Source organism: Litorimonas cladophorae (genome assembly GCF_014652455.1).
Lineage (GTDB): Bacteria > Pseudomonadota > Alphaproteobacteria > Caulobacterales > Maricaulaceae > Litorimonas > Litorimonas cladophorae.
In genome coordinates this window covers 342,816-368,163 of sequence record NZ_BMYV01000003.1, presented here as the reverse complement: position 1 = coordinate 368,163, position 25,348 = coordinate 342,816, and the positions used below count along the sequence as shown (strand labels likewise).

Below are 25,348 nucleotides of genomic sequence, written 5' to 3'. Positions count from 1 at the left end.
TTACTTCAAGTACGATTGGGGGACCGATATGTTCCAAGACAGACTGTCGCAGGGGCGAGTGCCGCGATGCCTGCACGCGGACGTGCTAAATCATACAACACGCATTTGCGCGGTTGAGTTCCCGCCCTATCCGTCCCAATTAAGACCAAACTGAAACGAGACTAAACTTATGGCCCGCAAGCACGTTGCCTTCCAAATGGACCCAATGGAAACTGTCAATATTGACGGGGACACCACATTCGCCTTGGCCGAAGTCGCCCAAGCGCGCGGTTGGACGATGTGGGAATATGGGCCAGAACATCTGACCTATGATCGTGGACGGATTTTGGCGCGCGCGCGACCCATGACGGTTCAGCGCGATCAGAGCCAACCTGCGATCTTTGGCGAACGTGAATTGATTGATCTGGAAACCGATATTGACGTCGTCTGGATGCGCCAAGACCCGCCGTTCGATATGTCCTATATCACGGCGACCCATATTCTGGAGCGGCTAGAGGGCAAGACCCTTGTCGTGAATGATCCGAAATGGGTCCGCGACTGCCCCGAAAAAATCCTACCGCTGGATTACCCAGAGCTGATGCCGGCGACGCTGATCTCTCGGGACCGCGTGGCGATTGATGCCTTCCGCGCCGAATATAAGGACATCATCCTCAAGCCGCTTTATGGCAATGGTGGCGCGGGGATTTTCCGTATCAAAAAGGGCGACCCGAATTACAGCTCGATCTTTGAAATGTTCATGGAAAGCTCGCGCGAACCCGTCATCGCCCAAGCCTTTCTCCCGCTGGTCGTCAAGGGCGACAAACGCATTCTAATTATCGACGGCGAAGCCGTGGGCGCCATCAACCGCGTCCCGCAAAAGGGCGAAACCCGCTCCAACATGCATGTTGGCGGTCAAGCGGTTCCCACCGAACTGACCGAAGACGACCTGCGCATCTGCAACGCCATCGGCCCAATGCTAAAGGCACGCGGTCAAATCTTGGTCGGCATCGACGTCATTGGCGATAAAATGACAGAGATAAATATTACCAGCCCAACGGGCGTGCAGGAACTTAAGCGATTCAGTGGGGTTGATGCGGCGAGTTTATGTTGGGACGCCATAGCGACTAAATTAAACTAGGCGCATTAATTTAGAAATCCGCAACCCATAGCTGTCATACGTAAACTATGATCACAAAACTTGCTATTTCTGGTTACCGTTCACTACGAGATGTGAAACTCCACCTGGAGAATGTGAATATTGTTACAGGGCCGAATGGCAGTGGGAAATCTTCTCTTTTTAAGGCGCTGAAACTTTTAACTGAGACCTCGCGCGGGCAGTTGTTTTCGTCCCTCGCGAAAGAGGGCGGCTTTCCGTCAACGCTCTGGGCAGGCCCCGAAAATATCTCCCGCGCGATGCGCAGTGGTGAGCACCCGCTTCAAGGAACGGTCAGACAAAAACCTGTCGCGCTAAAACTGGGTTACGCCAGCGAGGATTACAGTTACCTCGTCGATTTGGGCTTGCCCGTTCCAGGGTCATCCATTTTTGCAAATGATCCGGTCATCAAACAAGAAATTGTTTGGGTCGGCGAGGTTCTGCGCCCCGCAACTACGATTGCGAAACGGGCAGGGCCGCATGTATCACTAAAGGATAATGAAACAGGGGCATGGCATACGACCGGTTCAGACATTGCGTCATTTGACAGTATGATGATGCATGGCGTCGACCCACGCCTTGCGCCGGAGCTATTACTGATGCGCGAGAAAATGCGCGAATGGCGGTTTTATGATCATTTTCGCACGGACGAAGATGCGCCCGCCCGTCAATCACAAATTGGGACGCGGACCCCGATTCTTAGTCCTGATGGCAGTGATTTGGCCGCCGCGGTTCAGACAATCATGGAAATTGGCGATCGTCGAGCCTTGGACGTTACAATCGAAGATGCATTCCCTGGTGCGTCCCTATCTCTTGATATTCGGGACGGACGGTTCCAGCTCCTCATGTCGCAATATGGATTGCTGCGACAGTTGTCGGCACGCGAGCTTTCCGATGGGACACTGCGTTATATACTGTTGGTCGCTGCACTATTAAGCCCTCGACCGCCAGAGTTCTTGGTGTTGAATGAACCTGAAACCAGCTTGCACCAAGACTTGCTCGCGCCACTTGCGCGCTTGATTGCGCGGGCGTCAGAGGAATCGCAGATTTTGATTATTTCACATTCAAAAATTCTAATTGATTACCTGACAACAGAAATTCAGTGCCAGATTATTCCGTTGAAGAAAGATCACGGCGAAACAGAAGTGAGTTTGGACAATCAAACCAATTGGGCGTGGCCCAGTCGATAACGGGAGCAACCTGAACTCCCCCCTTGCCAATCCCGCGTGTCTGGCCTATCTACGGATCAACAAAAATAATCCCGCAGCACAAGATGCTGACAGGGCGACCTTCTAACCACCCCCAAAACCCCATAAACCCCTAATTAACCATAACCCCTCACACTCTTGCGCATGTGGACGGAGAGGATCGTATATTCTCGACACCTCGCTCTGGCGCGGTTTCTTTTGGTTTGTCTGAGTGTTTTGACACTCAGCTTTCAGGCCCAGCTGGCCTATGCCGAATGGCCAGAACAAAGCTGTAGCTTCCGTCACCGTATTCCCGTCACCATTACGGCGGGCGCAGCGGGCCACGCCGATGAAATCCGAATTGATTTAACCAGTGCCGATATTCCAGCCAGTTATAATTTCTCGCTGGCCGGGAATGATGCCCGCGTCTTTTTGGGCGATGATCTGACGCCTGTGAATTTCGTCGTGGCGGGCTGGGACAGTGTGGCGCGCACAGCGAGTTTTTATGTCCGCCTGCCGACCTTACCGCCCGGCACAAGCGAGACCCTGTATATCTATTTGGGCGATGAAAGCTTGCCTTCTGGGAATAATGCAGGGGCCGTGTTCCCCGATGTAGGCGTGCGTCTGCGCAGTCGCGTCTCCACCGCTGACCCGATCAGTCCTGCCGATGGGCTCGCGCAATTTAGCGCCGCGACGGTCGACGTGGATGACAGTGTCCGCACCACGATTTCGGGACTGAACAATCGCGCGCTGGGCGGAACAAATGGCAATTATGGCTGGTGCGTCAGCGCGGTTTTAAACGTCACTTCCGCAACAGAAGGCACGTGGGGCTTTCGCTATGGCGGGGATTTCGGACGCGGCGGGCATCTCTATGTGCGTGGGGTCGAGTTAGAAGAACAATGGAATGACGATCTGTGGTGGGCAAATAATTACGGCAATACCGCGGAGACATTAGAGGGCGACATCTTCCTGCCCGAAGGCTGGCACCGCTATGAAGCTCTGGGTTTTGAAGGGTGCTGCGATGGCCCCACGGGGTTTCAAGCGCGCGCCCCGGGTGGACCTTGGCAGGACTTGTCCTCGTCAAACTTCTCCCTGCGGGCCTCGCGCTGTATCGCGACGACGGTGAGCGTGGCCAAAGCCAGCGCCGAGAGTTGCAGCACAGAATTGGGGGCGACCAAATCCCTCGTGATGGACGCATCCAGTCCGACGCCATATTTTATCCCCGGTGCGATTGCGCGTTACGATCTGGAAATCACAAACCCCGGGCAAAAAGTTGATGCAGGCACAATCGCACTGACCGATGTGTTCCCACCTAATATGTCCCTCATGACCACGGGGACAAGGGTGTTTCAATTCGATGATGGCGCCGTCCCGTCAGGCTTGGGCTTCACTTATGGTGGTCCTACAGATACGGGCGACAATGTGTCCTTTTCTATAGATGGTACAGATTTCACCTATGTCCCATCCACCCCATTTGACGGCGACGTCACCCACGTACGGTTCACACCCTCAGGCGAATTCAATCCCAATGACAGCGGAGATCAACCCAGCTTCTCCATCCGAATTTTGGGGCGCTTGGATTGAGCTGTGGGGCGCAACGCGTTTGGGGCTTGCCAATCCCGCGTGTCTAGCCTATCTAAGGATCAACAAAAACAATCCCGCAGCACAAGATGCTGACAGGGCGGCCCTCGGGTCGCTTTTTTTATTGCCTGAAATAGGGTGGAAAGACGGACTTCATATGAAGACCAAGACAAATAAAGACGAGCGTATTCTCGCGCTGGCCGAGCCAATTGCCGCTGATTTAGGTCTGCATATCGTGCGGGTGCGCGTCATGGCGGGCAAACGTCAGACCGTGCAAATCATGGCCGAGCGTATCAAAGATGGTCTCATGAGCGTTGAAAACTGCGCTGACCTCTCGCGTGAGTTGTCCGCGATCATGGAAGTCGAAGACCCAATCAGCGATCCTTATATGCTCGAAGTTAGCTCTCCGGGGCTGGACCGTCCGCTCACCGATCTTGCCGCCTTTGAATTTTACGAAGGCTATATGGCGCGTATCGAGTTGGACCGCCTCGTCGAGGGTCGCAAACGCTTTCGCGGGACTTTGGCGGGTGTCGAAGATGGTCATGTCGATATTAATCTCGACGGTGAATCCGATAGCACCGCCTCCATTCCTTTCGATTGGATTGCCGAAGCGAAACTGTTGATTACCGACGAACTCATTAAAAAGGGCCAAGAGGCCAAAGAAGCTGCCCAGAAAGATTCTGAGTCAGCGGATTCAAATTCAACTGCTGAAAAGGAAGACTAAGATGTCCACCGCAGGAATTTCCGCCAATAAGCTGGAACTTATCCAGATTGCCAAAGCTGTCGCCAGCGAGAAATCCATCGACGAGTCTATCGTCTTGGAAGCTATCGAAGAAGCGATCCAAAAGGCCGCTCGCCTCCGTTATGGTGCAGAGCTCGACATTCGCGCCAAGATCAACCCAGCCACGGGTGAGCAAACTTTGGCTCGCGTGATCACAGTCGTCGAAGATGACGCCGTTGAAAATGAAACGACACAGGTCGGCATCTCCACCGCACGGATGGATAATAAGCTACAAGAAGTTGGCGATCTGATTTCGACAACGCTCCCGCCGCTCGAATTTGGCCGCGTCCAAGCGCAAATGGCAAAACAAGTCATCATGGGCAAAGTCCGCGATGCCGAACGTGCGCGTCAATTCATGGAATTCAAAGACCGCGTTGGCGAAATCATCAATGGTATCGTCAAGCGCGTCGAATATGGTCACATCATTGTTGATCTTGGCCGTGCCGAAGGCGTCATCCGTCGTGATCAAGCTCTCCCGCGTGAGAACGTCAAATCTGGTGACCGTATCCGCTCCTACATCATGGACGTCCGCGAAGAGCCGCGCGGCAGCCAAATCTTCCTGTCTCGCGCGCATCCGCAATTCATGGCGCAACTCTTCGCGCAAGAAGTGCCAGAAGTGTACGAAGGTATCATCCAAATCGTTGGCGTCGCACGCGACCCTGGCTCCCGCGCCAAGATCGCTGTCTATTCCAATGACAGTTCCATCGACCCCGTCGGGGCCTGCGTCGGTATGCGCGGTTCCCGCGTTCAGGCCGTTGTCAATGAGCTGCAAGGCGAACGGATCGACATCATTCCTTACACAGAAGACATGGGTACGTTCATCGTCAATGCGTTGCAGCCTGCCGCTGTTTCGAAAGTTGTCATCGATGAAGCCAATGGCAAAATCGAAGTCGTTGTCCCAGAAGAGCAGCTTTCGCTCGCCATTGGTCGTCGTGGCCAAAACGTGCGTCTTGCCTCGCAACTCTCAGGTTGGGCTTTGGATATCTTGACGGAAGAGCAAGAGTCTGAGCGTCGCCAGCAAGAGTTCAAAGAGCGTTCCGAGCTCTTCATGAAAGGCCTCGACGTCGACGAAATGGTTGCACAGCTTCTCGTCTCCGAAGGTTTCGAAACGATGGAAGAAGTCGGTTACGTCGCATTGGCTGACCTGACCTCCATCGAAGGCTTTGATGACGAGACGGCCGAAGAGCTACAGGTTCGTGCCCGTGAATATCTGGACACCATCGCTGCAGAGCAAGACGCCAAACGCGTCGAACTCGGCGTCGAAGATGGCGTTCTCCAAATCGAAGGCGTTACACTGCCAATGGCTGTGCGCTTCGGTGAGAACGAAATCAAAACTGTCGAAGATGTGGCTGGCCTCGTTCCGGATGACCTGAACGGTTACTCCGAATATAGAAACGGCGAACGCACGCATGAAGCGGGCATGATCGAAGACATGAAACTGACCGATGTCGAAGCGACACGCCTCATCATGATGGCCCGCGTCGCAGCCGGTTGGATCGACGAGTCAGCGCTAGAGCCAGAGCCTGTTGAAGGTGAAGAAGAAGCCGCGGCCGAAGACGCCGTTGCAGCGGAACCGACAGCCGAGACGCTCTTTAACTAGAGCGTTCCAACCGCTGAATAAATTAAACCGCCGTTCGAAAGAGCGGCGGTTTTTTGTTGCCTGGCTTTCTCGTTAACGAGTTGCTGCGAGGCAGTAATCTAAGTACTTTGCTAGCCGAAACCGAAGCAGACGAAATCAATGTTAGATATGAAACCGATCGACTTTTTAATTGCGGGAATGCAAAAATCTGGAACTACGGCGCTCCAGAGTTTTCTCAAACAAAACCCTGAGATTTTTATGTCGGAGACAAAGGAGCTTCATTTTTTCGACAAAGAAACGCGGGATTGGACGAACCCCAATTACGACACCTATCATCAAAACTTTGTTGGTGCGACCGCGACCCAAATTAGAGGCGAAGCCACTCCCGCTTACACGTATTGGCCTAACTCAATGGAACGTATCGCGGCCTATAACCCAAACATGCGGATGATCATCTGCCTTAGGGATCCAACACACCGCGCCTTCTCACACTGGGCTATGCGCGTCTCGAAAGGCAAAGAAACCCTTTCATTTTCGGAGGCCATCCGAGAGGGCCGAAACCGCGTCTCTCTCGGAAACGGCCTCCGTGTGTTCTCATATGTAGAGCGCGGATTTTACGCCCCGCAATTAAGGCGCGCATTTGATCTCTTCGGGCGAAAAAATGTTCACATCCTCCAGCAAGAGGACCTGCTGAATAATCATAGCGTTGAGATGGACAGAATATGGAATTTTTTGGGTGTCCCAAGTTACCTAACTGAACCCAGCTTCGTAAGACCAGTCGCGATGGCTCAGAATTTGCCAGCGCTTTCAAAAACCGATCAAGTTTTCCTCAATGACCTTTTTGCAGAAGATCAATCTGAAACGCGGGGCTTAATTCAAGGAAAATAACGCGGCATTCTCTTCCACAAACGCTTCCAGCTTCTTGAAGAACAGCAAAATATCTTCTTTTTGATTGCCTGAATTAATCGTGACGAGGCGGATAAATGTCGTGTCTCGGAAGGATCCATATCCGACAAGGAGCTCGGAATGTTCATAAAGTTTCGTGCAAATGTCTTCGGCGGGAATGCCTTTGTAATTAAAACAAACCGCCACCGTGTCATCGACACTATAGTCGACATAATCAGGATGGTTTCGGACATAATCACGCCCGACATCGGCGAGTGAAAACTCCTGCTCGACAATCTGGGCAAGACCACGGGTCCCGACGCTTTTCCAAAGCACCCAAAACTTTAGCGCATCATTTCGACGCCCACATTGAATCGAGGTTTTACCGGGATTAAACTCATCATGGTCGGTCTGATATAAATAGGTCGCATCGTTCGAGAATGAATCATGGAGATGTTTCTTATCTTTAACGACAATTAGGGAACAGCTCAGCGGCGTGCCCATCATTTTATGCGCGTTCAGAGTGAAAGAGTCGACGTTTTCGACGCCTTTAATCAGGTGTTTGTATTTCTCGCTGAATATGACTGAGCCGCAATAGGCGCCATCCACATGCAGCCAAATACCATACTCTTTCGCAATTTCCGAGGCGCCCGCTAGATCATCAAAAGCCGCCAAAACGGTCGTACCGGCTGTGCAATTAATAAGGATGGGGTGCAGGTCATTTGCAATATCGGCTTCAATCGCTTCACGCAGTAATTTATTGTCCATGCGTCCGTTGGCGTCGGTCCCAATTTTTCGAACATTGTCACGGCCAATCCCTGCAAAGGCGGCGTTTTTCGGCGTGCTGTAATGGCTTTCCACCGACGTATAGACCGTCATTTTTTGATGAACGCCTTCATATCTGGTTTTCTCGTTAAAGCGGTCCCGGGCCATCAACATGCCCATGAAATTTGTCATGGAGCCACCTGGCGCGAGTGTTCCATCCGAATTTTCATCCCAGCCAATCAGATTGCAAAGCTCGCGCAGAACCGTTTTCTCAACGCCAATCTGCGGGCCTGCGGCCTTATACGTCGCCATACTATTGTTGAGAATGACAGCTAAGAGATCGCCGAGGATTGCTTTCTCATTTCGGCCGCCAAAAAGCTGGTTGAAAAACGCAGGCGTGCCTGTTCGCGGGGTGGTGAAGACGAGGTCTTTCAGCGCGGCCTCCAATTCTGCCACACTTAAACCTTCATTCTGTAGCTTCAGGTCAAGGCGCTCATAGAGGGTTGCCGAAGGTACGTATTCTGCGACAGGGTTCTTGGCTTCGTCGGCCAGAAGGTCGGTGACCAGCCGATTGAAAATCTCTAAACTCTGTTCCATGTGCGCAGCGTCCTCATTTAAAAGTCGGGGTGAGAGGCTACTTAACAGCAATACAGCCCAATGACATGCGCAATGTTAGCGCGCTTTATCGCGCAGCGGAATAAAACTGCGGTCTTAGCTCTCTTGGCGAATTTCTTTTGCGACCCAATGTTTTCGACACAGAGAGACATAGCGATCATTGCCGCCGATCTCGACTTGTGCGCCGCGTGTCACGGCGGAGCCTGTTTTGCTGACGCGTAAGGTCATGGTGGCTTTGCGCCCGCACCAACAGAGCGTTTTAATCTCTTTGACATTATCAGCAATTGAAAGGAGGGCGGCGCTGCCCGGGAATAATTTACCGCGAAAATCGGTGCGCAACCCGTAACACATGATTGGCATCCTCAATTCGTCGGCGACCTTCGCGAGTTGCCAAACCTGGGCTTCAGACAGGAACTGCGCTTCATCGACAAGTACGCAATCAATCGGATTGGCCGCATGCGTATCCCGAATATGAACCTCCAAATCTTGAGTGGGGGTTATCAGGTCAGCCTGTGCGGTGAGGCCGATACGGGAGCTAATTTGGGCCTCAACGCCTTCACGCGTATCAATCGTCGGCTTGATCAATAGCGTCCGCATCCCCCGTTCATGATAGTTATAGGAAGATTGCAGCAAGATCGTCGACTTGCCAGCATTCATGGCTGAGTAATTAAAGTAGAGCTTAGCCATAGTGCGAGGGTCCCGAATCGAAGCTCGACTATGCAAAATCAGTCAGAGTGAATCCAGACCCCAGCGGCATCAGGCTGTGTGGGATTTGCAAATGTAGGTGATTATGGTGACGGCAGCTGGGGCAAAATTAACTTAGCCGGACAAGACGTGATACAAACAGGGTCATGCGGTGTGCAGAGAACACAAACCTTGCCTTTCCTCGCTCCAGCCCCCATATCGCGCCTCTTGAAGAGCCAACCTGAAGTTATTGTCCCTGATGACCACATTGACACGCGCGGTCACAAATCGCGTGAGCGTCGCTGTGTGTCTCGAAATGAGGTCCGCGACCCGCGTGAGATGATCCGATTTGTGGTGGGGCCAGAGAATACAGTTTATCCTGACATCCTTGGCAAATTACCCGGCCGTGGTGTGTGGGTGAGTTCAACCCGTGAAGATCTTGAGGTCGCCACCAAAAAGGGTGGCTTCAAACGCGGTTTTAAGGGAAATATCAAAGTCCCTGCAGATTTAGAAGATCAAGTCGTTGATGGCTTGCGTCGACATGTTCTGTCCCTGATTGGGATGGCCAAAAAATCTGGCAAGCTCTTTATCGGCTTTGACCAAGTTATGTCAGCGGCCCGCGCGGATGCGCTGGGTTGGCGCATTGAGGCGTTTGATGGCGCAGCCGGCGCGCGCGGAAAAATCCGCACGCTGTCCAAGGCCATCGCACATGAAGTTGAATTGCCGCTGCCACGCGTAATCGGATGTTTTAACAGCCAAGAAATTGGGGCCGTTGTGGGGCGTGAAGCGATCATTCATTGCGCCATTCCGCATGGCCGAATTGCGAAATCATTGGGCTTTTCTGCTCGACGCTTAAGCGGGTTTATTCCGCTTGTACCGGAGGGCTGGGCAGACGCTCAGCACGAAGCTTTCTAATGCGCGTATAGGTCCCGTGACCGGGGCGGTTATGCCCGGAATAGACATTTTACGGCGAGCGGTGATTCTATGTTGCCAAATGCGCCAATTCCCCTAAGTTACGCGCACTTTCCGCGCGAGCAAGGAACCTACACGCGAAACGGCCACCCGGCGTTATGACCCGGCCCCGCTTCGCAGGATAAAGATATGACAGACAACAATAACAACAAACCCGGTGCCAAACCTGGCGCAAGGCGTCCATTGACGCTTGGCGGACCAAACCGCAGCCCTCGTCGCTCTAGCTCGCCTTCGGCAGTGGTGGTCGAGAAGAAGAAAAAAATCATTATGCGTCCGGGAACGGGCGCGGCGAAACCGAAAGGTCCGCAGCCTGGTGCTGTGCCTGGAGTTTCATCCGGCGCCTCAAAAGGGCCTAAGCCGCCAATGACGCCTATGGCCCCTAAAAAGCCTGCGGCCCCTAAGCCCGCAATCGCACCAAAGCCGCAGCAGCGTCGCAATGTTGATGCCGCCGCAGAGGCTGCCCGTAAGCTCGGTTTGTCCAAGGCTGAATTCCTTAAGCGCCAAGCCGCGCTGAGCTCTGCTCAGAAACAGCAGGAAGAACGCGCTCTACTTCGCAAGGCCGAAGAAGAAGCCCGTCTCGCCCGCGTCGAAGAAGAGCGTGCGCTACTGGAAGAAAAACGTCGCGAGCAAGAAGCCATTGAGATGAAACGGCTCGAAGAGGAAGAGGCCGCGAAGAAAAAGGCTGAAGCCGAAGCGGCTGCCAAGGTACAGAAAAAAGCGGTCGGCTCTCCGTTGGCGAAGAAAGATGCGCCGAAATCTGATGAGCGCTCCGAGCTAGAAAAAGCTGGCGGCCGTGTGAAGAAGAAGCGCGCAACGCCGCCGCCAACTCGCTCCAAGGGCGAAACTAAGCGTCGTCGCGGTAAGCTGACAATCGTCTCTGCCCTGTCAGGCAATGATGACCGTCAACGTTCGCTCGCCTCTATGAAGCGGGCTCGTGAGCGTGAAAAAGCACGTCAACGTGGTGGTGGTCGCGGTGCCGATAAGGTCCAACGCGAAGTTACAATTCCTGAAACGCTGACAATTGCGGATCTCGCGAACCGTATGTCAGAACGTGGCAATGCGGTTATCAAATACCTCTCGCAACAAGGCGAAAGCCACGGCGTGAATGACGTCATCGATGCGGATTTGGCGGAATTGATTGTCGAAGATTTTGGTCACATCGTCAAACGTGTCTCTGATGCCGATGTCGAGCATGACTTCATCATCGACGACACACCGTCGGACGAAAAAGATCGTAAGCCGCGCGCGCCCGTCATTGCGATTATGGGTCACGTTGACCATGGTAAAACATCGTTGTTGGACGCTCTGCGCACGACAGATGTGGCCTCTGGCGAAGCCGGTGGCATTACCCAACATATTGGTGCTTATCAGATCAAATTGAAATCTGGCGACAAGATCACTGTACTTGATACCCCAGGTCACGCGGCGTTTAGCCAAATGCGGACACGTGGTGCCGAAGCGGTCGATATTGTGGTTCTGGTTGTGGCTGCCGATGATGGTGTCATGCCGCAGACAATCGAGTCGATCAAATACGCTCAAAGCGCAGACAAGCCGATCATTGTCGCGATTAACAAGATGGATGCCTATGAGGCCAACCCAACGAAAGTTGAGACGGACCTCTTGCAGCACAATATCATCACCGAAAGCATGTCCGGCGAAACGCAGGCCATTCAGGTCTCCGCGAAGGAAAAGACAGGTCTACAAGATCTGGCTGAAGCCATCGTCAACCAAGCTGAATTGATGGAATTGAAAGCCAACCCAACGCGTAATGCCGATGGTTTGGTCATCGAATCCAAAATTGAAAAAGGTCGCGGCGCTGTTGCGACGCTTCTCGTTAAACGCGGTACGCTTAAACGTGGTGCCGTTGTGGTTGCTGGCGAACATTGGGGCAAAGTCAAAGCCATGATGGACGAAAAAGGCAAGACGTTGAAAACAGCTGGCCCGTCCGAAGCGATTGAACTCATGGGTCTCGACGGCGCGCCTATGCCAGGCGAACCTTTCGCGGTTGTGGAAGACGAGCAAAAAGCGCGTGAGATTTGCGAATATCGTGTTCAGAAACGCAAGGATGCTGAAATCGAGCCCCCAAGCGCGATGGCGTCGATGGAACAAATGATGGCGAAATTGCAGAACAAAGAGGTTTCCGATCTCCCACTTCTCGTCAAAGCTGACGTTGAAGGTTCCGCGCAAGCGATCAAGAGCTCCCTTGAGGCGCTCGGCAATGACGAAGTCCGCGCCAAGGTTGTCTATTCGGCGGCTGGCGGTATTTCCGAAAGCGACGTGCAGCAGGCGAAAATTTCGGGCGCTCCAATTATCGCCTTTAACGTACGGGCCAACCGCCAAGCCAAAGATCTGGCAGAGCGTGAAGGCGTCGAAATTCGCTATTACTCGATCATCTATGAGCTCCTAGAGGAGATCAAAGGTGCGCTCGAAGGTATGCTCGCGCCAGAACGCAAAGAAACCTTCATCGGTTACGCCGAAGCGCTGGAAATCTTCGATATCAGCAAGCTGGGTAAAATCGCGGGTTGTAAAGTTACCGAAGGCCGTGTCGAACGCGGTGCAGGCGTGCGCTTGCTGCGTGATGACGTCGTCATTCACGAAGGTTACCTCTCCACGCTCAAACGCTTCAAAGACGAAGTGCCAAAGGTTCAGGCCGGTATGGAATGTGGTATGGGCTTTGAAGGCTATCACGATCTGCGCAAAGGCGATCAGATCGAGTGCTTCACCGTCGAGATGCTAGACCGCACACTCGACTAGGCTGTCGATCATTTCGAAATCATATAAGAAAAGCCGTCCTACGGGGCGGCTTTTTTCATTTGGAATAGTGGGTTCGGGGGAAATGGTGATGAGGATAGTGAACAGGCTTCACCGCCAAAGTATTCGTCTAATCTTATCGACCCATCGGGATTGCGGATAATCTTGGTGTCTGCAGGATCAGTATCGACTCAGTCGGACGACATCGCCATCTTAACCTGTCTCGACACCACGGTTTTAGAGATGCTCTGTATGGGAGCTACATGGGCCGTGTTCGACATTTGCAAATCGTCGGCGAGGTGATCTTCTACACCTTCAAAAAAACGACCGGGTTTGACATCGAAAACTTTGCAAAAATCCCAGAGGCGGCTTGCACCAATACGATTTGTACCACGCTCATATTTTTGAATTTGTTGAAATGTAACGCCGACACGCGTCGCGAGGTCCGTTTGGCTCATCTTAACAGACTTACGTAACTCTTTGAGTTTTGCGCCTACAAAAGCATCGACCTCTGTGGCCGTTCTGACGTCTCTCTTCATGATTTTGCCCTCATTGGCGAATGGTTGCCCCCATCAGCCTTGCTTACCCTTGGCACAATTTTAAATTAATGTGTAGGGCTATAACAAGTAAACTGACACTTCTATCACTTATTTGTCAACGTTGTCTGATGTAGCCCGTGACGCTGTTCTGACCCTAGCTGAACCCCAAGCGTATATGGGTCTTGGAAAATGTGGCATCTGGCTCTATGGACCCGTCCATGTCCAAAAACCGTCCACCATCCCAACGTCAGCTTAAAGCGGGCGAATTGATCCGCCGCGCCCTGGCTGAAATTCTATCGCGCGAACCCTTGCGCGATCCGGATTTGCGGGGCGTGTCCATTACGATTTCCGAAGTTCGTGCCTCCCCCGATTTGAAACATGCGATCGTTTATGCTGCACCTTTGGGCACCGACCACGATCATGATGTCATCATGGAGGCTCTACAACGCAGCCAGTCGTTTTTACGCGGGCGCTTAGGCAAAGAAATGCAAATGAAGTCGACGCCGCGCCTCCGTTTCATGAAAGACGAGAGCTTTAAAACCGCAGAGGATATGACCCGCTTATTGCAAGACCCACATATCGCGCAGGATTTGAAAAAAGAGTCCGAGTAGATTCTCACCCAATAAAAACCCCCTCCGTGAAACGGAGAGGGTCCAAATGTTCAATCTATGTGAAAGCCTAAGAGATTGGTTCCCCCGTGACCGTCGGCGTTGTCACTCCAACGGGCTTCATTTTGACGATGATCGTGTCAGGATATTTGAACATTGCGCCAGTCATCGCGTCAACGCCGAGGCCTACAAATCCGCCAGCCACAACATTGCCGCCAGTTGAGCCTTCCATTTTAGATTCCACTGTACGTGACGCTGTTTCATAACCAGCTTTGCTGCATTCTACATCAATCGCAGCTTTAGCGCGGCGCACCTGAACTTCTGCAGGCGTTGAGAATTTCAAATTTACGGCGCCGTCACGACCGCCGGATACAACGCAATCTGCTCCTTCAACGTCCCCCGTTGTGAATTGAACGGCTTGGTTTTTGCCGTTTGCGATGGTTGAACAAGCGGAAAGGCTGATAGATGCCGCAAGAGCAGCGATGAGTTTGATATTCATATTATGTGGTCCCCTGACCCAATTAAAGTTAGGTCCTTTCTATTGGGTGATTTCATTTTGCAATCAAGGCAGATCACGCAAGAAAAATGAATAATTGCAACTCTTAAGAGAGCCTCCGCATGGACCCGAATGGACGCAAAAGAAAAAAGGGCAACCCCGTCCATGGCTGGGTAGTGCTGGACAAGCCTTATGGTGTCGGGTCGACGCCGATGGTTAGTAAAATGAAGTGGTTGTTTCAGGCCCAAAAGGCGGGTCATGCGGGCACGCTCGATCCGCTCGCTTCAGGCATTTTGCCGATTGCGCTGGGCGAGGCGACCAAGACGGTTCCCTTTATGATGGATGCGGCCAAATCCTATATGTTTGAGATCACATGGGGTGAAACCCGCGCGACACAGGATGCTGAAGGCGACGTCACGGCCAGCTCTGATGTGCGCCCGACCGAGTCTGATATTCGCGCGGCCCTGCCGCAATTCATTGGGGAGATTGAGCAGGCTCCACCCAAATTTTCTGCGATCAAAATTGATGGCAAACGCGCTTATGACCTCGCCCGCGCAGGGGAGGCCGTCGAGATGAAACCACGCCCCGTCCGTGTGGACCATTTTGACCTTGTAAAGACCACGCCAGACACCGCTGTTTTCGAAGTTGATTGCGGAAAAGGCACCTATATTCGCTCGCTGGCGCGGGATTTGGCCGTTGAATTGGGCGCTTGCGGTTATGTCTCTGTTTTACGTCGAACACGTGTCGGGCCGTTCGGCTTGGCACAGTCAATAACGCTGGACGCGTTGGAAGATATGTGCGAAGTGGCCCGCGTCTCAGAGGGGCTGCACCCCGTGACGACCGCACTGGACGACATCCCGGTGCTGGCCATCACAGCCGACCAAGCAGTTGATTTGAGACATGGACGCGGAATTACCGCGCCGCCCAACTCTCCAGACCTCGTTCAAATGGACGATTTCATACGGGCCGAATTGGACGGTGTATTGATTTCGCTCTGCTCACCGCAGGACGGGTTATTCATCCCGAAACGCGTTTTTAATATGTAGTTACACCGGAGAAATACGATGTCGATCACACCCGAGCGCAAAGCCGCTTTGATCACAGAATACGCAACGAAGCCTGGCGATACAGGCTCACCCGAAGTTCAGATCGCAATCCTCACAGAGCGGATTGTTAACCTGACAGAGCACTTCAAAACCAACAAAAAAGACAACCACTCACGTCGTGGTCTTTTGTTGATGGTCAACAAGCGCCGTAGCCTTCTCAGCTATGTTCAGAAAAAGAGCGAGGACCGTTATCAGGACCTCATCAAACGTTTGGGTCTACGTCGTTAATCGGCTCTAACCTATCGTTAAGACCAAGGGTCGCCAGTTGGCGGCCTTTCGCGCACTTACCGTTGTGAAAAATTCCTTTTCAAACGGTGGGGCGATATTCTCCATCCAAGCGAATGACCGCCGATGGAAACTGTTCTGAGGCAAAGGCCAAGACAGTAAAACAAGTACGATGAAAGAAAGAAATCACACGTATGTTCGATAAGAAAACAGTATCACTAGATTGGGCCGGCCGTACGCTGACCCTCGAAACCGGCGGCATGGCCCGCCAAGCTGACGGCGCAGTTTTTGTGACCTATGGCGACACAAAACTCCTCGCAACCGTCTGTGCTGCGAAATCCGAAAAGCCGGGACAAAGCTTCTTCCCGCTGACCGTAAACTACCAAGAAAAATTCTACGCTGCGGGCAAAATTCCAGGTGGCTACTTCAAACGTGAAGGTCGCCCGACAGAGCGCGAGACTTTGATCTCCCGCCTGACTGACCGTCCAATCCGTCCATTGTTCCCAAAGGGTTTCAAAAACGAAGTTCAGGTCGTCATCACAGTTCTACAGCATGATCTCGAAAACGAGCCAGATATCCTCGGCATGATCGGCGCATCTGCTGCCTTGGCCATTTCAGGTCTTCCGTTCATGGGCCCAATCGCGGCGTCCCGCGTTGGCCTTATCGATGGTGACTATGTCTTGAACCCAACGCTGCAAGAGCTCGAAGAATCCGAACTCGACCTCGTTGTTGCAGGTACAGAAGACGCCGTCATGATGGTGGAAAGCCAAGCTGACGAACTCACAGAAGAGCAAATGATCGGCGCCGTTATGTTCGCGCATGAGAGTTGCCAAGACGTCATCGATGCGATCATCGATTTGGCCGAGCAAGCTGCCAAGCCAGCTTGGACTTTTGAATCGCCAGATTACACGGCTGAGAAGAAAGCCATGAAAAAGATTGCCGAAAAAGGCATCAAAGCGGCGTATAAGAAAACAGACAAAATGGAGCGTCAAGACGCTCTGCGTACTGTTCGCGCTGAAGCTGAAGCGGCTCTTGCAGCCTCTGACGAAAATCCAGATGGCATGAAGTCCAACGTCTTTTCTGACGTGTTCAAATCCATCGAATCCGAAACGGTCCGTACAACTGTCATCAAGACAAAGAAACGTATCGACGGTCGTAAGCTTGACCAAGTTCGCCCAATCGAAAGCCAAGTTGGCCTTCTCGAGCGTACACATGGTTCGGCTTTATTCACACGCGGCGAAACACAAGCGCTTTGCGTGGCGACATTGGGCACATCTGATGACGAGCAGTTCGTTGATCAGCTGACTGGCACGATCAAAAACAAGTTCCTCTTGCACTATAACTTCCCACCATATTCTGTTGGTGAAGCGGGTCGCATGGGCGGCACGTCCCGTCGCGAACATGGTCATGGTAAGCTCGCATGGCGCGCGCTTCAGGCTGTGCTTCCGACACCAGAAGACTTCCCCTACACAATCCGTTTGGTCTCCGAGATCATGGAATCAAATGGGTCGTCTTCCATGGCGACAGTTTGTGGCTGTTCATTGGCTATGATGGATGCAGGCGTTCCGTTGAAGCGTCCAGTGTCTGGTATCGCAATGGGCCTCATCAAAGAAGAGAGCGGCATTGCTGTTCTGTCTGATATCCTCGGCGACGAAGATCACCTCGGTGACATGGACTTTAAAGTTGCGGGTACATCCGAAGGCATCACGTCCCTACAGATGGACATCAAGATCGCCGGTATTTCCGAAGAGATCATGACAACTGCGCTTGAGCAAGCCAATGCAGGTCGTCTTCATATCCTCGACGAAATGAACAAAGGCCTCGCCTCTTCCCGTGAAGAAGTTGGTGAATTTGCTCCACGCATTGAAACGATGAAAATCCCGGTTGATAAAATCCGTGACGTCATCGGTACAGGCGGCAAGGTCATCCGTGAAATCGTTGACACAACAGGCGCTCGCGTTTCTGTTGAAGACGATGGCACAATCAAGATCGCCTCGACGGACAAAAAGTCCATCGACGCTGCACGCGAATGGATCCACGGCCTAACGGCTGATCCAGAAGCTGGCGCGATCTACAAAGGTAAAGTCGTGAAAGTTGTCGATTTCGGCGCATTCGTGAACTTCTTTGGCAAAAAAGACGGCCTTGTGCATGTCTCTCAGATCAAACCTGAGCGCGTGAACCACCCATCTGACTTCCTGGCTGAAGGCCAAGAAGTTTACGTCAAGCTCATGGGCTTCGACGATCGCGGTAAAGTGCGTCTGTCGATGAAATTCGTTGACCAAGAAACAGGTCTCGAAATCCCACGCGAAGAGGGCGATGCCCCAGCCGAAGACAATGGCGGAGACGACAAGCCAAAGCGCGCACGTCGTCCACGTAAGCGTCGCGAAGACTAGCGATGTCCGGAATTGATCCAATAGGATCAATTCCAATCGCTAGCCGACACGGTAACGTGTCGGTGTAACCAAGTTAGATAGATAAAAGAAAACCCGCCCTCGAAAGAGAGCGGGTTTTTTGTTGGGCGACCGGTTTACTTAATCTTACACGGCACGGTGCTATTTTCAGAAAAATGAGGAGCGCGGCAAATGGATAGTGATGAAATCAAAAGTAACGTCAAATTTGTTGAGTGCCTGATTGATGCGCTGGGTTATTGCGATGCAGAAACTTACGATCTGATATTTGAAATAACAGACAAAAAACTTGCTAGCCTTCTAAAGTCTAACCCCCAAAAGTTCGCATATTTGGAGGCGTATTTGTCGCGACCTGGCATGCCCGATGAGAAAATGGAGGCATGGTACAACGACAAAATGCGACAAAGTTCCGAAGCGGGCGTCGCGGAGGCACAGTATCAACATGCGTGTCGACTCTGGGAGCGCGGTGATCACGAGGCCGCTGTAAATTTGTACAAAGCGTCGGCGGATCAAGGTTTTCCAAAATCACAATATTGCTATGGCTTAGGGCTGCGAGATGGTGTCGGCGTTCCTCAAGATAAAGCAAAGGGCTTATTTTACATCGAACTCGCGGCAGGTCGTCTTTATGAATATGCGCTGGAGTACCTTATTGGACTGTATCGAGATGACCTATCGAACGAGGGGCGTCAGAAGTTTACGTTATATTCTGAAATGTTGAGGTGGAGTGAAAGTGAAACCTAGATTTTTATTGGCCCACCATGCTCCATCCCTTATCACGCCCCTGCAAAATTAAAGGACGACCCATCATGACCAAAGTCATCGGATTTCACTACACGCTAAAAAACGATGCGGGTGAGGTGCTGGATAGTTCGGCGGGGCGTGACCCGATGCTCTATCTCGCGGGGAGTGGCCAAATTTTGCCAGCCCTCGACAAGGAGATGCAGACCTTATCTGTGGGAGATAAAAAATCGGTCTCGCTGCCCGCCAAAGAGGGGTATGGCGAGGTTAATCCAGCCTTTAAGATGAACGTAAAACTCGCGCAATTTCCACCGGGCACAGAGGTGAAACCGGGTCTTCAATTTAAGATCAATGATGAACCTGCCTCGCCCATTTTTCGCGTTGTGAATGTCTTGGGCGAAGAAGTCTTCATTGACGGGAACCACCCGCTGGCTGGGGTGAACCTAAACTTCGACGTCGAGATCACAGAGAGCCGCGACGCCACAGCCGACGAAATCGCCCACGGTCATGCCCACGGCGTCGGCGGGCATCATCACTAGAGCGTGATTTAATCTCCTATCATCTGCCCAAAGGGAAATGATCCCTGGGTTCGATGAATTATAACCCCTCATTTTCAGGGTCTTATAAAAATAACAAGAGATTGATCCCCGTCGCCCATTTTACCCCTATGTTTAAGTGGTTCTTTCGGACACGGGACAGGCAAGTATACGTGACTGGTTTGTATCGAGAGACGGTGTGTCTATTGAGGTTTGGGTAACGCCAGATTTCAAGGGGCCGGGTAGCGCGTGCCTGACAGCCTGTAACGGCGGCAATCAAGTGAGGCCGCTACACGAGAAGCATCGCCGCAGGATTACCACTTGCGAAAAACAAAACTCTTATTCGGTATTCCGTCGTGAGTGCCGATCCTGCGGACGTCCCATTTTATCGGACATCGCGTAATCTGGCAGACCCTCTTTGAAAAATTGTGGGCTGTGGGGGCTTTTGCTCGCCTAGAGTTTCGCTACATGCTTACTCGCGCGCCCGCTCACGCGCTTGCGCCACATACGGAAACTGCTGGGTTTCATGTGACCGCGCATGATCTTGATGACTTCGCCCTCGCACAGGCCAGATTGCGCCAGGATGTTGTCGAAACTGGTTTCATCGTCCCACGCCATCGCGACGATTTCTGACGTCGTCAGCGCGCCCTCATCAGGTCGCGGCGTTGCGGGGATGAAATCATCGGGGAATTTTCGGTCGGGTGTCGTGGTGCTCATGTCTTAGTTACGCATCACGCCCACAAAAGAGCCACAACATCGCAGATAGAATTAGCAGTCCAGCCTTGATAGAGGCAAAGCCAGAACGAGAAAAAGAGGATCAAGGCGATGACTAGAGGCGTAGGCGGATGGACGGCGGAAGAGGCCTTGGCAAAACTCTCGGATATGACGGCAGGGGTCAAACCCATCGCCGAGGAAGAATTTCAAGCGCGCATCAGTAAGGCGCAGAGCTTGATGGCAGAGCAGGGCCTCGTCGCGCTTTACCTGCATGCGGGGACGTCGCTTTACTATTTCACGGGGACGCGCTGGAATAGCTCAGAGCGCATGGTGGGGGCGTTGCTGCTTCCCACAGGTGCGCCGATCTATATTGCCCCCGCCTTCGAAAAAGGCACGATTCTGCAATTCATGACCGTCCCGGGCGAGGTCGCCACATGGGAAGAACATGAGAGTCCCTATGGCTTGATCGCCGAGCACCTCGCGGCGGCAGGTGTGACATCTGGACAAATTGGATTGGACGAAGCCACGCCATTCTTTGTCAGCGACGGCATCGCCAAAGCTTCACCCGCCTTCACATTCTCGAACGGCGCCTCCGTCACGGCCGCCTGCCGTATGATTAAATCACCGGCCGAAATCGCGCTGATGACCCGCGCCAAGGAAATGACATTGGCGGTTCACAAAGCCACCGCGTCCATGTTGGGCGAGCATATGACCACCGCCGAAGTGGGCGCGTTCTTGGACGCCGCGCACCGCAAAGTTGGCGCGGCCAAAGGCAGTTACTTCAAGATCGTGTTATTCGGTCCCGATAGCGCGTTCCCACATGGCGTGCGCGAGCCAAAGACGCTGGAATTTGGGGACATGGTCCTGATCGATACGGGGTGTCAGCTCCATGATTATATTTCCGATATCACGCGCAGCTATGTTTTCGGCAATCCCACGGATGAACACCGCAAAGTTTGGAATGCGGAAAAAGCCGCCCAAGCCAAAGCGTTCGAAGCCGCGCAAATCGGAACGCGTTGTGGCGATGTCGATTTGGCCGCGCGCGCCGAGTTGGAATCCCGCGGCTTTGGACCGGGCTATGAAACGCCAGGCCTGCCGCATCGCACAGGTCACGGTATTGGCCTCGACATTCACGAATGGCCTTATCTGAATTGGGGTGACGATACGATCTTGGAACCCGGCATGTGCTTCTCAAATGAACCCATGATCTGTCTGTATAAAGAAAACGGCGAGGGTGAATTTGGCGTGCGATTGGAAGATCATTTCTACATGACAGCAGACGGACCGAAGTGGTTCACGCAGCCGAGTCATTCGGTGGATGAGCCGTTTGGGGGTGTGAAACTCTAGGGGGATGAAATGAAAGTAGCAAATTATAGAATTGGTGAACCTCTCAAGATAAACAGTCGAGAGGTAGGATTTTCTTTTTGGCCGGCGAAGAAAAAATCAACGAAGTTTTCAATGCAACCAAGAGTATTTGCCAGCGATCCATTTAATGTAATAAGAACGTCGATATCTCAGTCAGATGCATCCAAAAAGAGAATTAAGGAAGCTTTGGCATATTTTGATCAAGCCAAAGATTTTTATCAAGCATCAAAATACGCTAATGTGGAAAATGCCAAGCCATTGCTTGTGTATTACTCATTTCACAATTTGATAAAATGCCTGCTCCTAATGCGTGGTAGATACGTCACTATAAGCGATAGTCATCATGGATTAAGTCTCAAATTTAGCACCTTAGGAAATAAGCCTACTACATCTAAGCTGATTGGCCATAAAAGTCGAACCGGAAATCCTCCAAATTTATTTGAAGATTTCTACAAGGAATATGATCCAGAAGGTTTTGAGGAACAAAGATTTGAATTCTCGATGAAGGATATGTTTTCTCAAGTTTTGGTAGGACACCGACTGTGGTGTGCGGCGGCAGGAAAAAAAGAAAGATTTATTAATATTCCAGAAATTGAATATCTTCACGATAAATCTGGAGGCTTCATTTGGGCGAAGATGAATTTGCCTAAATCGGAATATAGAAGGCTCGCATATACCCAATGGGACTTACTTAATTTAACGTATCTTAGTGATCATTGGCGTGTCGTTAAATGCGAAGAGCTTAGGAATGGGTCCCTAATGGAGAGAGGTTCTGACCTAATCTCTTTGGAATTAATGTCCCCTATTTCTACTGGAAGACCATCAGAAAAAATCAACAAATTATCGAGTTTGGTTTCGGATCATTTATGGAGTTCGGTTTCGACTCAGAAGCCTTTCAGGAAGCACTATATCTATTTATCGGAAGACGAACGAACTTGGCCACAAGTCTGTTCAATTTATGGAGTTTTCTTCTATCTAGGTTCATTGGCTCGATACAGGCCTCAGAAGTTAAAGCATTACTTGGATGGAAATTTTGGTGCATTCATTTCGGAATTCATAGAGAATCAACCTGATCAATGGTTATATCTGATGGCTAGTGAATTTGCCGAACAAGAGGTGGCGAAAGCAGCAATAGTTTAACCCTAAAACGCTTCTTCCTCAGGCAGAAAAATTTCGCGTTTTCCGCCTGCGCCGCTGGGGCCGATCATGCCTTCGGTTTCCATCCGTTCGACGAGATCTGCGGCGCGGTTATATCCGATGGAGAGTTTGCGCTGCACATAGCTGGTCGAGGCTTTGCGGTCGCGGGCAACAATGGCGACGGCTTGATCAAAGAGTGAACCACCTTCGGACCCACCGCCGGCCAGCTTGGCGTCGGACGGGCCTTCTTCGCGTTCGGTCGTGATGTCATCCAGATAGCTTGGCGCGCCTTGTGCCTTCATGAAGTTGGCAATCCGCTCAACTTCGCCGTCACTGACGAAAGGACCATGCAAACGACGCGGCCGACCCGTGGCCGAGAACAGCATGTCACCATTACCGAGCAGCGCTTCGCCGCCTTGTTCGCCAAGGATAACGCGGCTGTCAATTTTGGACCCGACGCGGAAACAAATTCGGGCAGGGAAGTTGGCTTTAATCGTGCCTGTGATGACATCGGTCGACGGACGCTGCGTCGCCATAATCACGTGAATACCCGCCGCCCGCGCCATTTGCGCCAAGCGTTGGACGGAGCCTTCGATGTCTTTCTTGGCGACCATCATCAGGTCAGCCATCTCGTCAATAATGACGACGATGTAAGGCATGGGCTCGAAAGAGAGTTCTTCGGTTTCATATTCGGGCTCGCCCGATTCTTTGTTGTATCCTGTCATGATCGTCTTGGTCATGACTTCGCCCGAGGCCTTAAATTCTGCGACTTTTTCATTGAAGCCCGCCATATTCCGGACGTTCATTTTAGCCATTTTGCGATAGCGATCTTCCATTTCCCGCACGGTCCATTTCAGCGCGACAACGGCCTTTTTCGGCTCTGTCACGACAGGTGCGAGCAAATGCGGACAGCCGTCATAGACCGAAAGCTCGAGCATTTTCGGGTCGATCATGATGAACTTACATTGCTCTGGCGTGAGCGTGTACATGAGCGATAAGATCATCGCATTGACGCCAACGGACTTACCCGAACCCGTCGTACCGGCGACAAGTAAATGGGGCATTTTCGCGAGGTCAGCGATGAAAGGCGTGCCGCCAATATCTTCGCCAAGGATCAAAGGAAGCGCCGCGCCGGATTGCGTGAAGGCGTCAGAGGCCAGCATATTTTGCAGCCAGACCATCTCGCGTTTGCGGTTCGGTAGTTCGACGCCCATTGCGTTGCGCCCTGGGACAACGGCAATTCGTGCTGATTGCGCGCTCATATTTCGGGCGATGTCGTCGGATAGATTGATAATGCGTTGTGATTTCACACCGGGGGCGGGCTCAAATTCGAAGAGTGTGACAACTGGGCCAGGGCTCACGCCGCCCATTTCGCCGTCCACGCCATAGTCGCCCATGACTTTGTGAAGCTGTTCAGATGCACGGCGCAGGGCGCCTTGATCATGGTTATTAGACCTGGGTGGCGGAGCTTTTAACAGATCGAGACCTGGAAGAACGAACTCATCGGAATTGGAAAAGTCAAAGTTGACCTGCCCATTTGATTTTTGGGCTGCCTTGCGCTTGGCTGGCGTCTTTCGAGTTTTAGGTGCCGGAGCGGCGATCGGAGCAACCATTGGCTCCGGTGCGTAGGTCACGGGTTCAGCAATGGGTTCAGCAATGGGCAATGGTGTATCTGGAATGTCGCGATAGATAGGTTCAGATTGCATCTGCGCGTCCATTGGGTCTTCATAGCCGCGACGGAAAATCCGGACCAGCCACGCAGACAAACGGTCAAACCAAACACGGATATAAGCCCAAACCAAAGTGGCAGCATCAGCTATATCCAATAGATCTTTTGTCACTACTCCTAAGTAAAGCGCGAGGAGATAGGCAGCGCTGGCAAAGGATAAAATCGCGATCCAAAGACCAGAGAGCGGCACGTTAAACGCATCAAGCCAGCCTTTTGGGGTCAAATGAAGTAGATCTCCGATCCAGCCACCCAAACCACTGGCCATTGGCCAACTTTGCGGAATAGGGAAGGCGGAAAGGGTCATGGTACCCAGCAGCACGGCGCCAGCGCCAATCCCAAATCGCTTCCATTTCATCAGGCGCGTTCGATAACCGACGCGGCCCATCAATCGACGGATTCCAGACAGCACGATTAATCCGCCGCCCATCAAGCCACCCCAGCCCAAAGTTTGCATGATGATGTTGGCGACGTTCGCACCCCCTGCACCCAGAGGATGTCGACCCACACCGATGCCGGCCGTGTCACCCGTTGGGTCAAACGGATTATACGCTAAAACGCAGAGCAAAATAATGCAGCCCAAAGCCGTCATGAAAAGCGCCCGAACCGCACGCCAGAAGCTGTTACCCTGTTGCGCCGTGACCTCTGCCATCATGGCATGAATGTCTTCGGGCGCATATTGGTAACCCGCGTCGTAATTGGCAGTAGCGGAAGGCGGTGGCGTCATCGGGACCTCGGACAGGAATTCATCTCTTACCAAGACGTAAATGCGAAGCGTGAATGCGGGGTTAAGGCGAGCTGGGATTTCAGAGACGCTC

The 25,348-nt window shown here is 52.3% G+C and carries 22 protein-coding genes; 16 read left to right on the top strand and 6 right to left on the bottom strand.

The annotated features are described in order from the left end of the window. The first annotated feature begins 169 nt into the window (after window positions 1-169). From gshB to IE073_RS13590, 6 genes are all read left to right on the top strand, one after another. On the top strand, window positions 170-1,117 hold the full coding sequence (gene gshB, locus IE073_RS13615; RefSeq protein ID WP_189587074.1) for a glutathione synthase: 948 nt from the start codon (window positions 170-172) through the stop codon (window positions 1,115-1,117). 47 nt (window positions 1,118-1,164) lie between these two features. Continuing rightward, entirely contained in the window at window positions 1,165-2,322 is a 1,158-nt protein-coding gene (locus IE073_RS13610) for an AAA family ATPase (RefSeq protein ID WP_189587073.1), read from the top strand. A 234-nt stretch (window positions 2,323-2,556) separates the two neighbouring features. Then, a complete protein-coding gene (locus IE073_RS13605) occupies window positions 2,557-3,903 on the top strand; it encodes a CCXG family PEP-CTERM protein (RefSeq protein ID WP_189587072.1) in 1,347 nt (448 codons plus the stop codon). Between the two features lie 154 nt (window positions 3,904-4,057). Further along, window positions 4,058-4,624, top strand: a complete 567-nt coding sequence (rimP, locus tag IE073_RS13600; RefSeq protein WP_189587071.1) for a ribosome maturation factor RimP — start codon at window positions 4,058-4,060, stop codon at window positions 4,622-4,624. A gap of 1 nt (window position 4,625) precedes the next feature. After that, the gene (nusA, locus tag IE073_RS13595) at window positions 4,626-6,281 is read left to right on the top strand and encodes a transcription termination factor NusA (RefSeq protein ID WP_189587070.1); all 1,656 of its coding nucleotides are present in this window, start codon (window positions 4,626-4,628) and stop codon (window positions 6,279-6,281) included. A 138-nt stretch (window positions 6,282-6,419) separates the two neighbouring features. After that, window positions 6,420-7,148: a sulfotransferase family protein gene (locus tag IE073_RS13590; RefSeq protein WP_189587069.1), complete on the top strand. Its 729-nt coding sequence runs from the start codon at window positions 6,420-6,422 to the stop codon at window positions 7,146-7,148. Here the strand turns inward: IE073_RS13590 and IE073_RS13585 are convergent. Beyond that, window positions 7,131-8,507: a pyridoxal phosphate-dependent decarboxylase family protein gene (locus tag IE073_RS13585; RefSeq protein ID WP_189587068.1), complete on the bottom strand. Its 1,377-nt coding sequence runs from the start codon at window positions 8,505-8,507 to the stop codon at window positions 7,131-7,133. The genes IE073_RS13590 and IE073_RS13585 overlap by 18 nt on opposite strands. 114 nt (window positions 8,508-8,621) lie before the next feature. Beyond that, window positions 8,622-9,212, bottom strand: coding sequence for a thymidine kinase (locus IE073_RS13580; protein WP_189587067.1), 591 nt, complete (start codon window positions 9,210-9,212; stop codon window positions 8,622-8,624). A gap of 225 nt (window positions 9,213-9,437) precedes the next feature. Here IE073_RS13580 and IE073_RS13575 point away from each other — a divergent pair, with 225 nt between their 5' ends. Together IE073_RS13575 and infB are read left to right on the top strand one after the other, a co-directional pair. After that, window positions 9,438-10,124, top strand: a complete 687-nt coding sequence (locus tag IE073_RS13575) for an RNA-binding protein (RefSeq protein WP_233350102.1) — start codon at window positions 9,438-9,440, stop codon at window positions 10,122-10,124. A gap of 186 nt (window positions 10,125-10,310) precedes the next feature. Next, window positions 10,311-12,935 carry a translation initiation factor IF-2 gene (gene infB / locus IE073_RS13570; protein ID WP_189587065.1) on the top strand — a complete coding sequence of 875 codons (2,625 nt, stop codon included), beginning with the start codon at window positions 10,311-10,313 and terminating at the stop codon, window positions 12,933-12,935. A 188-nt stretch (window positions 12,936-13,123) separates the two neighbouring features. Here infB and IE073_RS13565 read toward each other — a convergent pair whose 3' ends face one another. After that, window positions 13,124-13,471 (bottom strand): helix-turn-helix domain-containing protein, encoded by a 348-nt coding sequence (locus tag IE073_RS13565; protein ID WP_189587064.1) that lies wholly within the window; start codon window positions 13,469-13,471, stop codon window positions 13,124-13,126. A gap of 206 nt (window positions 13,472-13,677) precedes the next feature. Here IE073_RS13565 and rbfA point away from each other — a divergent pair, with 206 nt between their 5' ends. After that, window positions 13,678-14,082, top strand: coding sequence for a 30S ribosome-binding factor RbfA (rbfA, locus tag IE073_RS13560; RefSeq protein WP_373298714.1), 405 nt, complete (start codon window positions 13,678-13,680; stop codon window positions 14,080-14,082). Between the two features lie 67 nt (window positions 14,083-14,149). Here rbfA and IE073_RS13555 read toward each other — a convergent pair whose 3' ends face one another. Then, on the bottom strand, window positions 14,150-14,578 hold the full coding sequence (locus IE073_RS13555; protein WP_189587062.1) for a hypothetical protein: 429 nt from the start codon (window positions 14,576-14,578) through the stop codon (window positions 14,150-14,152). Window positions 14,579-14,697: 119 nt separating this feature from the next. Here IE073_RS13555 and truB point away from each other — a divergent pair, with 119 nt between their 5' ends. The 5 genes from truB to IE073_RS13530 all read left to right on the top strand — a co-directional run bounded on the left by truB (window position 14,698) and on the right by IE073_RS13530 (window position 19,591). Then, the gene (truB, locus tag IE073_RS13550) at window positions 14,698-15,621 is read left to right on the top strand and encodes a tRNA pseudouridine(55) synthase TruB (RefSeq protein ID WP_189587061.1); all 924 of its coding nucleotides are present in this window, start codon (window positions 14,698-14,700) and stop codon (window positions 15,619-15,621) included. Window positions 15,622-15,639: 18 nt separating this feature from the next. After that, complete coding sequence (rpsO, locus tag IE073_RS13545) at window positions 15,640-15,909, top strand: 30S ribosomal protein S15 (RefSeq protein WP_189587060.1); 270 nt, start codon at window positions 15,640-15,642, stop codon at window positions 15,907-15,909. A 191-nt stretch (window positions 15,910-16,100) separates the two neighbouring features. Continuing rightward, entirely contained in the window at window positions 16,101-18,299 is a 2,199-nt protein-coding gene (gene pnp, locus IE073_RS13540; RefSeq protein ID WP_189587059.1) for a polyribonucleotide nucleotidyltransferase, read from the top strand. Between the two features lie 189 nt (window positions 18,300-18,488). Next, complete coding sequence (locus IE073_RS13535; RefSeq protein ID WP_189587058.1) at window positions 18,489-19,055, top strand: tetratricopeptide repeat protein; 567 nt, start codon at window positions 18,489-18,491, stop codon at window positions 19,053-19,055. 65 nt (window positions 19,056-19,120) lie between these two features. After that, a complete protein-coding gene (locus tag IE073_RS13530; RefSeq protein WP_189587057.1) occupies window positions 19,121-19,591 on the top strand; it encodes an FKBP-type peptidyl-prolyl cis-trans isomerase in 471 nt (156 codons plus the stop codon). A gap of 450 nt (window positions 19,592-20,041) precedes the next feature. Here the strand turns inward: IE073_RS13530 and IE073_RS13525 are convergent, their stop codons facing one another. Then, entirely contained in the window at window positions 20,042-20,305 is a 264-nt protein-coding gene (locus IE073_RS13525; protein WP_189587056.1) for a TIGR03643 family protein, read from the bottom strand. A gap of 108 nt (window positions 20,306-20,413) precedes the next feature. Between IE073_RS13525 and IE073_RS13520 the strand changes: the two genes are divergently transcribed. Continuing rightward, window positions 20,414-21,649 (top strand): M24 family metallopeptidase, encoded by a 1,236-nt coding sequence (locus IE073_RS13520; protein ID WP_189587055.1) that lies wholly within the window; start codon window positions 20,414-20,416, stop codon window positions 21,647-21,649. A 9-nt stretch (window positions 21,650-21,658) separates the two neighbouring features. Next, window positions 21,659-22,807 (top strand): YaaC family protein, encoded by a 1,149-nt coding sequence (locus IE073_RS13515; RefSeq protein ID WP_189587054.1) that lies wholly within the window; start codon window positions 21,659-21,661, stop codon window positions 22,805-22,807. Window positions 22,808-22,809: 2 nt separating this feature from the next. On the opposite strand, the gene IE073_RS13510 is transcribed toward IE073_RS13515, so the two are convergent. After that, window positions 22,810-25,257, bottom strand: coding sequence for an FtsK/SpoIIIE family DNA translocase (locus tag IE073_RS13510; protein ID WP_189587128.1), 2,448 nt, complete (start codon window positions 25,255-25,257; stop codon window positions 22,810-22,812). Window positions 25,258-25,348 lie beyond the last annotated feature (91 nt).

Bases quoted from the DNA above. Each gene is read 5' to 3' on its own strand.
- gshB (WP_189587074.1), top strand. From the start codon at position 170: ATGGCCCGCAAGCACGTTGCCTTCCAAATGGACCCAATGGAAACTGTC.
- IE073_RS13610 (WP_189587073.1), top strand. From the start codon at position 1,165: ATGATCACAAAACTTGCTATTTCTGGTTACCGTTCACTACGAGATGTG.
- rimP (WP_189587071.1), top strand. From the start codon at position 4,058: ATGAAGACCAAGACAAATAAAGACGAGCGTATTCTCGCGCTGGCCGAG.
- nusA (WP_189587070.1), top strand. From the start codon at position 4,626: ATGTCCACCGCAGGAATTTCCGCCAATAAGCTGGAACTTATCCAGATT.
- IE073_RS13590 (WP_189587069.1), top strand. From the start codon at position 6,420: ATGTTAGATATGAAACCGATCGACTTTTTAATTGCGGGAATGCAAAAA.
- IE073_RS13585 (WP_189587068.1), bottom strand. From the start codon at position 8,507: ATGGAACAGAGTTTAGAGATTTTCAATCGGCTGGTCACCGACCTTCTG.
- IE073_RS13580 (WP_189587067.1), bottom strand. From the start codon at position 9,212: ATGGCTAAGCTCTACTTTAATTACTCAGCCATGAATGCTGGCAAGTCG.
- infB (WP_189587065.1), top strand. From the start codon at position 10,311: ATGACAGACAACAATAACAACAAACCCGGTGCCAAACCTGGCGCAAGG.
- IE073_RS13565 (WP_189587064.1), bottom strand. From the start codon at position 13,471: ATGAAGAGAGACGTCAGAACGGCCACAGAGGTCGATGCTTTTGTAGGC.
- rbfA (WP_373298714.1), top strand. From the start codon at position 13,678: ATGGACCCGTCCATGTCCAAAAACCGTCCACCATCCCAACGTCAGCTT.
- IE073_RS13555 (WP_189587062.1), bottom strand. From the start codon at position 14,578: ATGAATATCAAACTCATCGCTGCTCTTGCGGCATCTATCAGCCTTTCC.
- truB (WP_189587061.1), top strand. From the start codon at position 14,698: ATGGACCCGAATGGACGCAAAAGAAAAAAGGGCAACCCCGTCCATGGC.
- rpsO (WP_189587060.1), top strand. From the start codon at position 15,640: ATGTCGATCACACCCGAGCGCAAAGCCGCTTTGATCACAGAATACGCA.
- pnp (WP_189587059.1), top strand. From the start codon at position 16,101: ATGTTCGATAAGAAAACAGTATCACTAGATTGGGCCGGCCGTACGCTG.
- IE073_RS13535 (WP_189587058.1), top strand. From the start codon at position 18,489: ATGGATAGTGATGAAATCAAAAGTAACGTCAAATTTGTTGAGTGCCTG.
- IE073_RS13530 (WP_189587057.1), top strand. From the start codon at position 19,121: ATGACCAAAGTCATCGGATTTCACTACACGCTAAAAAACGATGCGGGT.
- IE073_RS13525 (WP_189587056.1), bottom strand. From the start codon at position 20,305: ATGAGCACCACGACACCCGACCGAAAATTCCCCGATGATTTCATCCCC.
- IE073_RS13520 (WP_189587055.1), top strand. From the start codon at position 20,414: ATGACTAGAGGCGTAGGCGGATGGACGGCGGAAGAGGCCTTGGCAAAA.
- IE073_RS13515 (WP_189587054.1), top strand. From the start codon at position 21,659: ATGAAAGTAGCAAATTATAGAATTGGTGAACCTCTCAAGATAAACAGT.
- IE073_RS13510 (WP_189587128.1), bottom strand. From the start codon at position 25,257: ATGACGCCACCGCCTTCCGCTACTGCCAATTACGACGCGGGTTACCAA.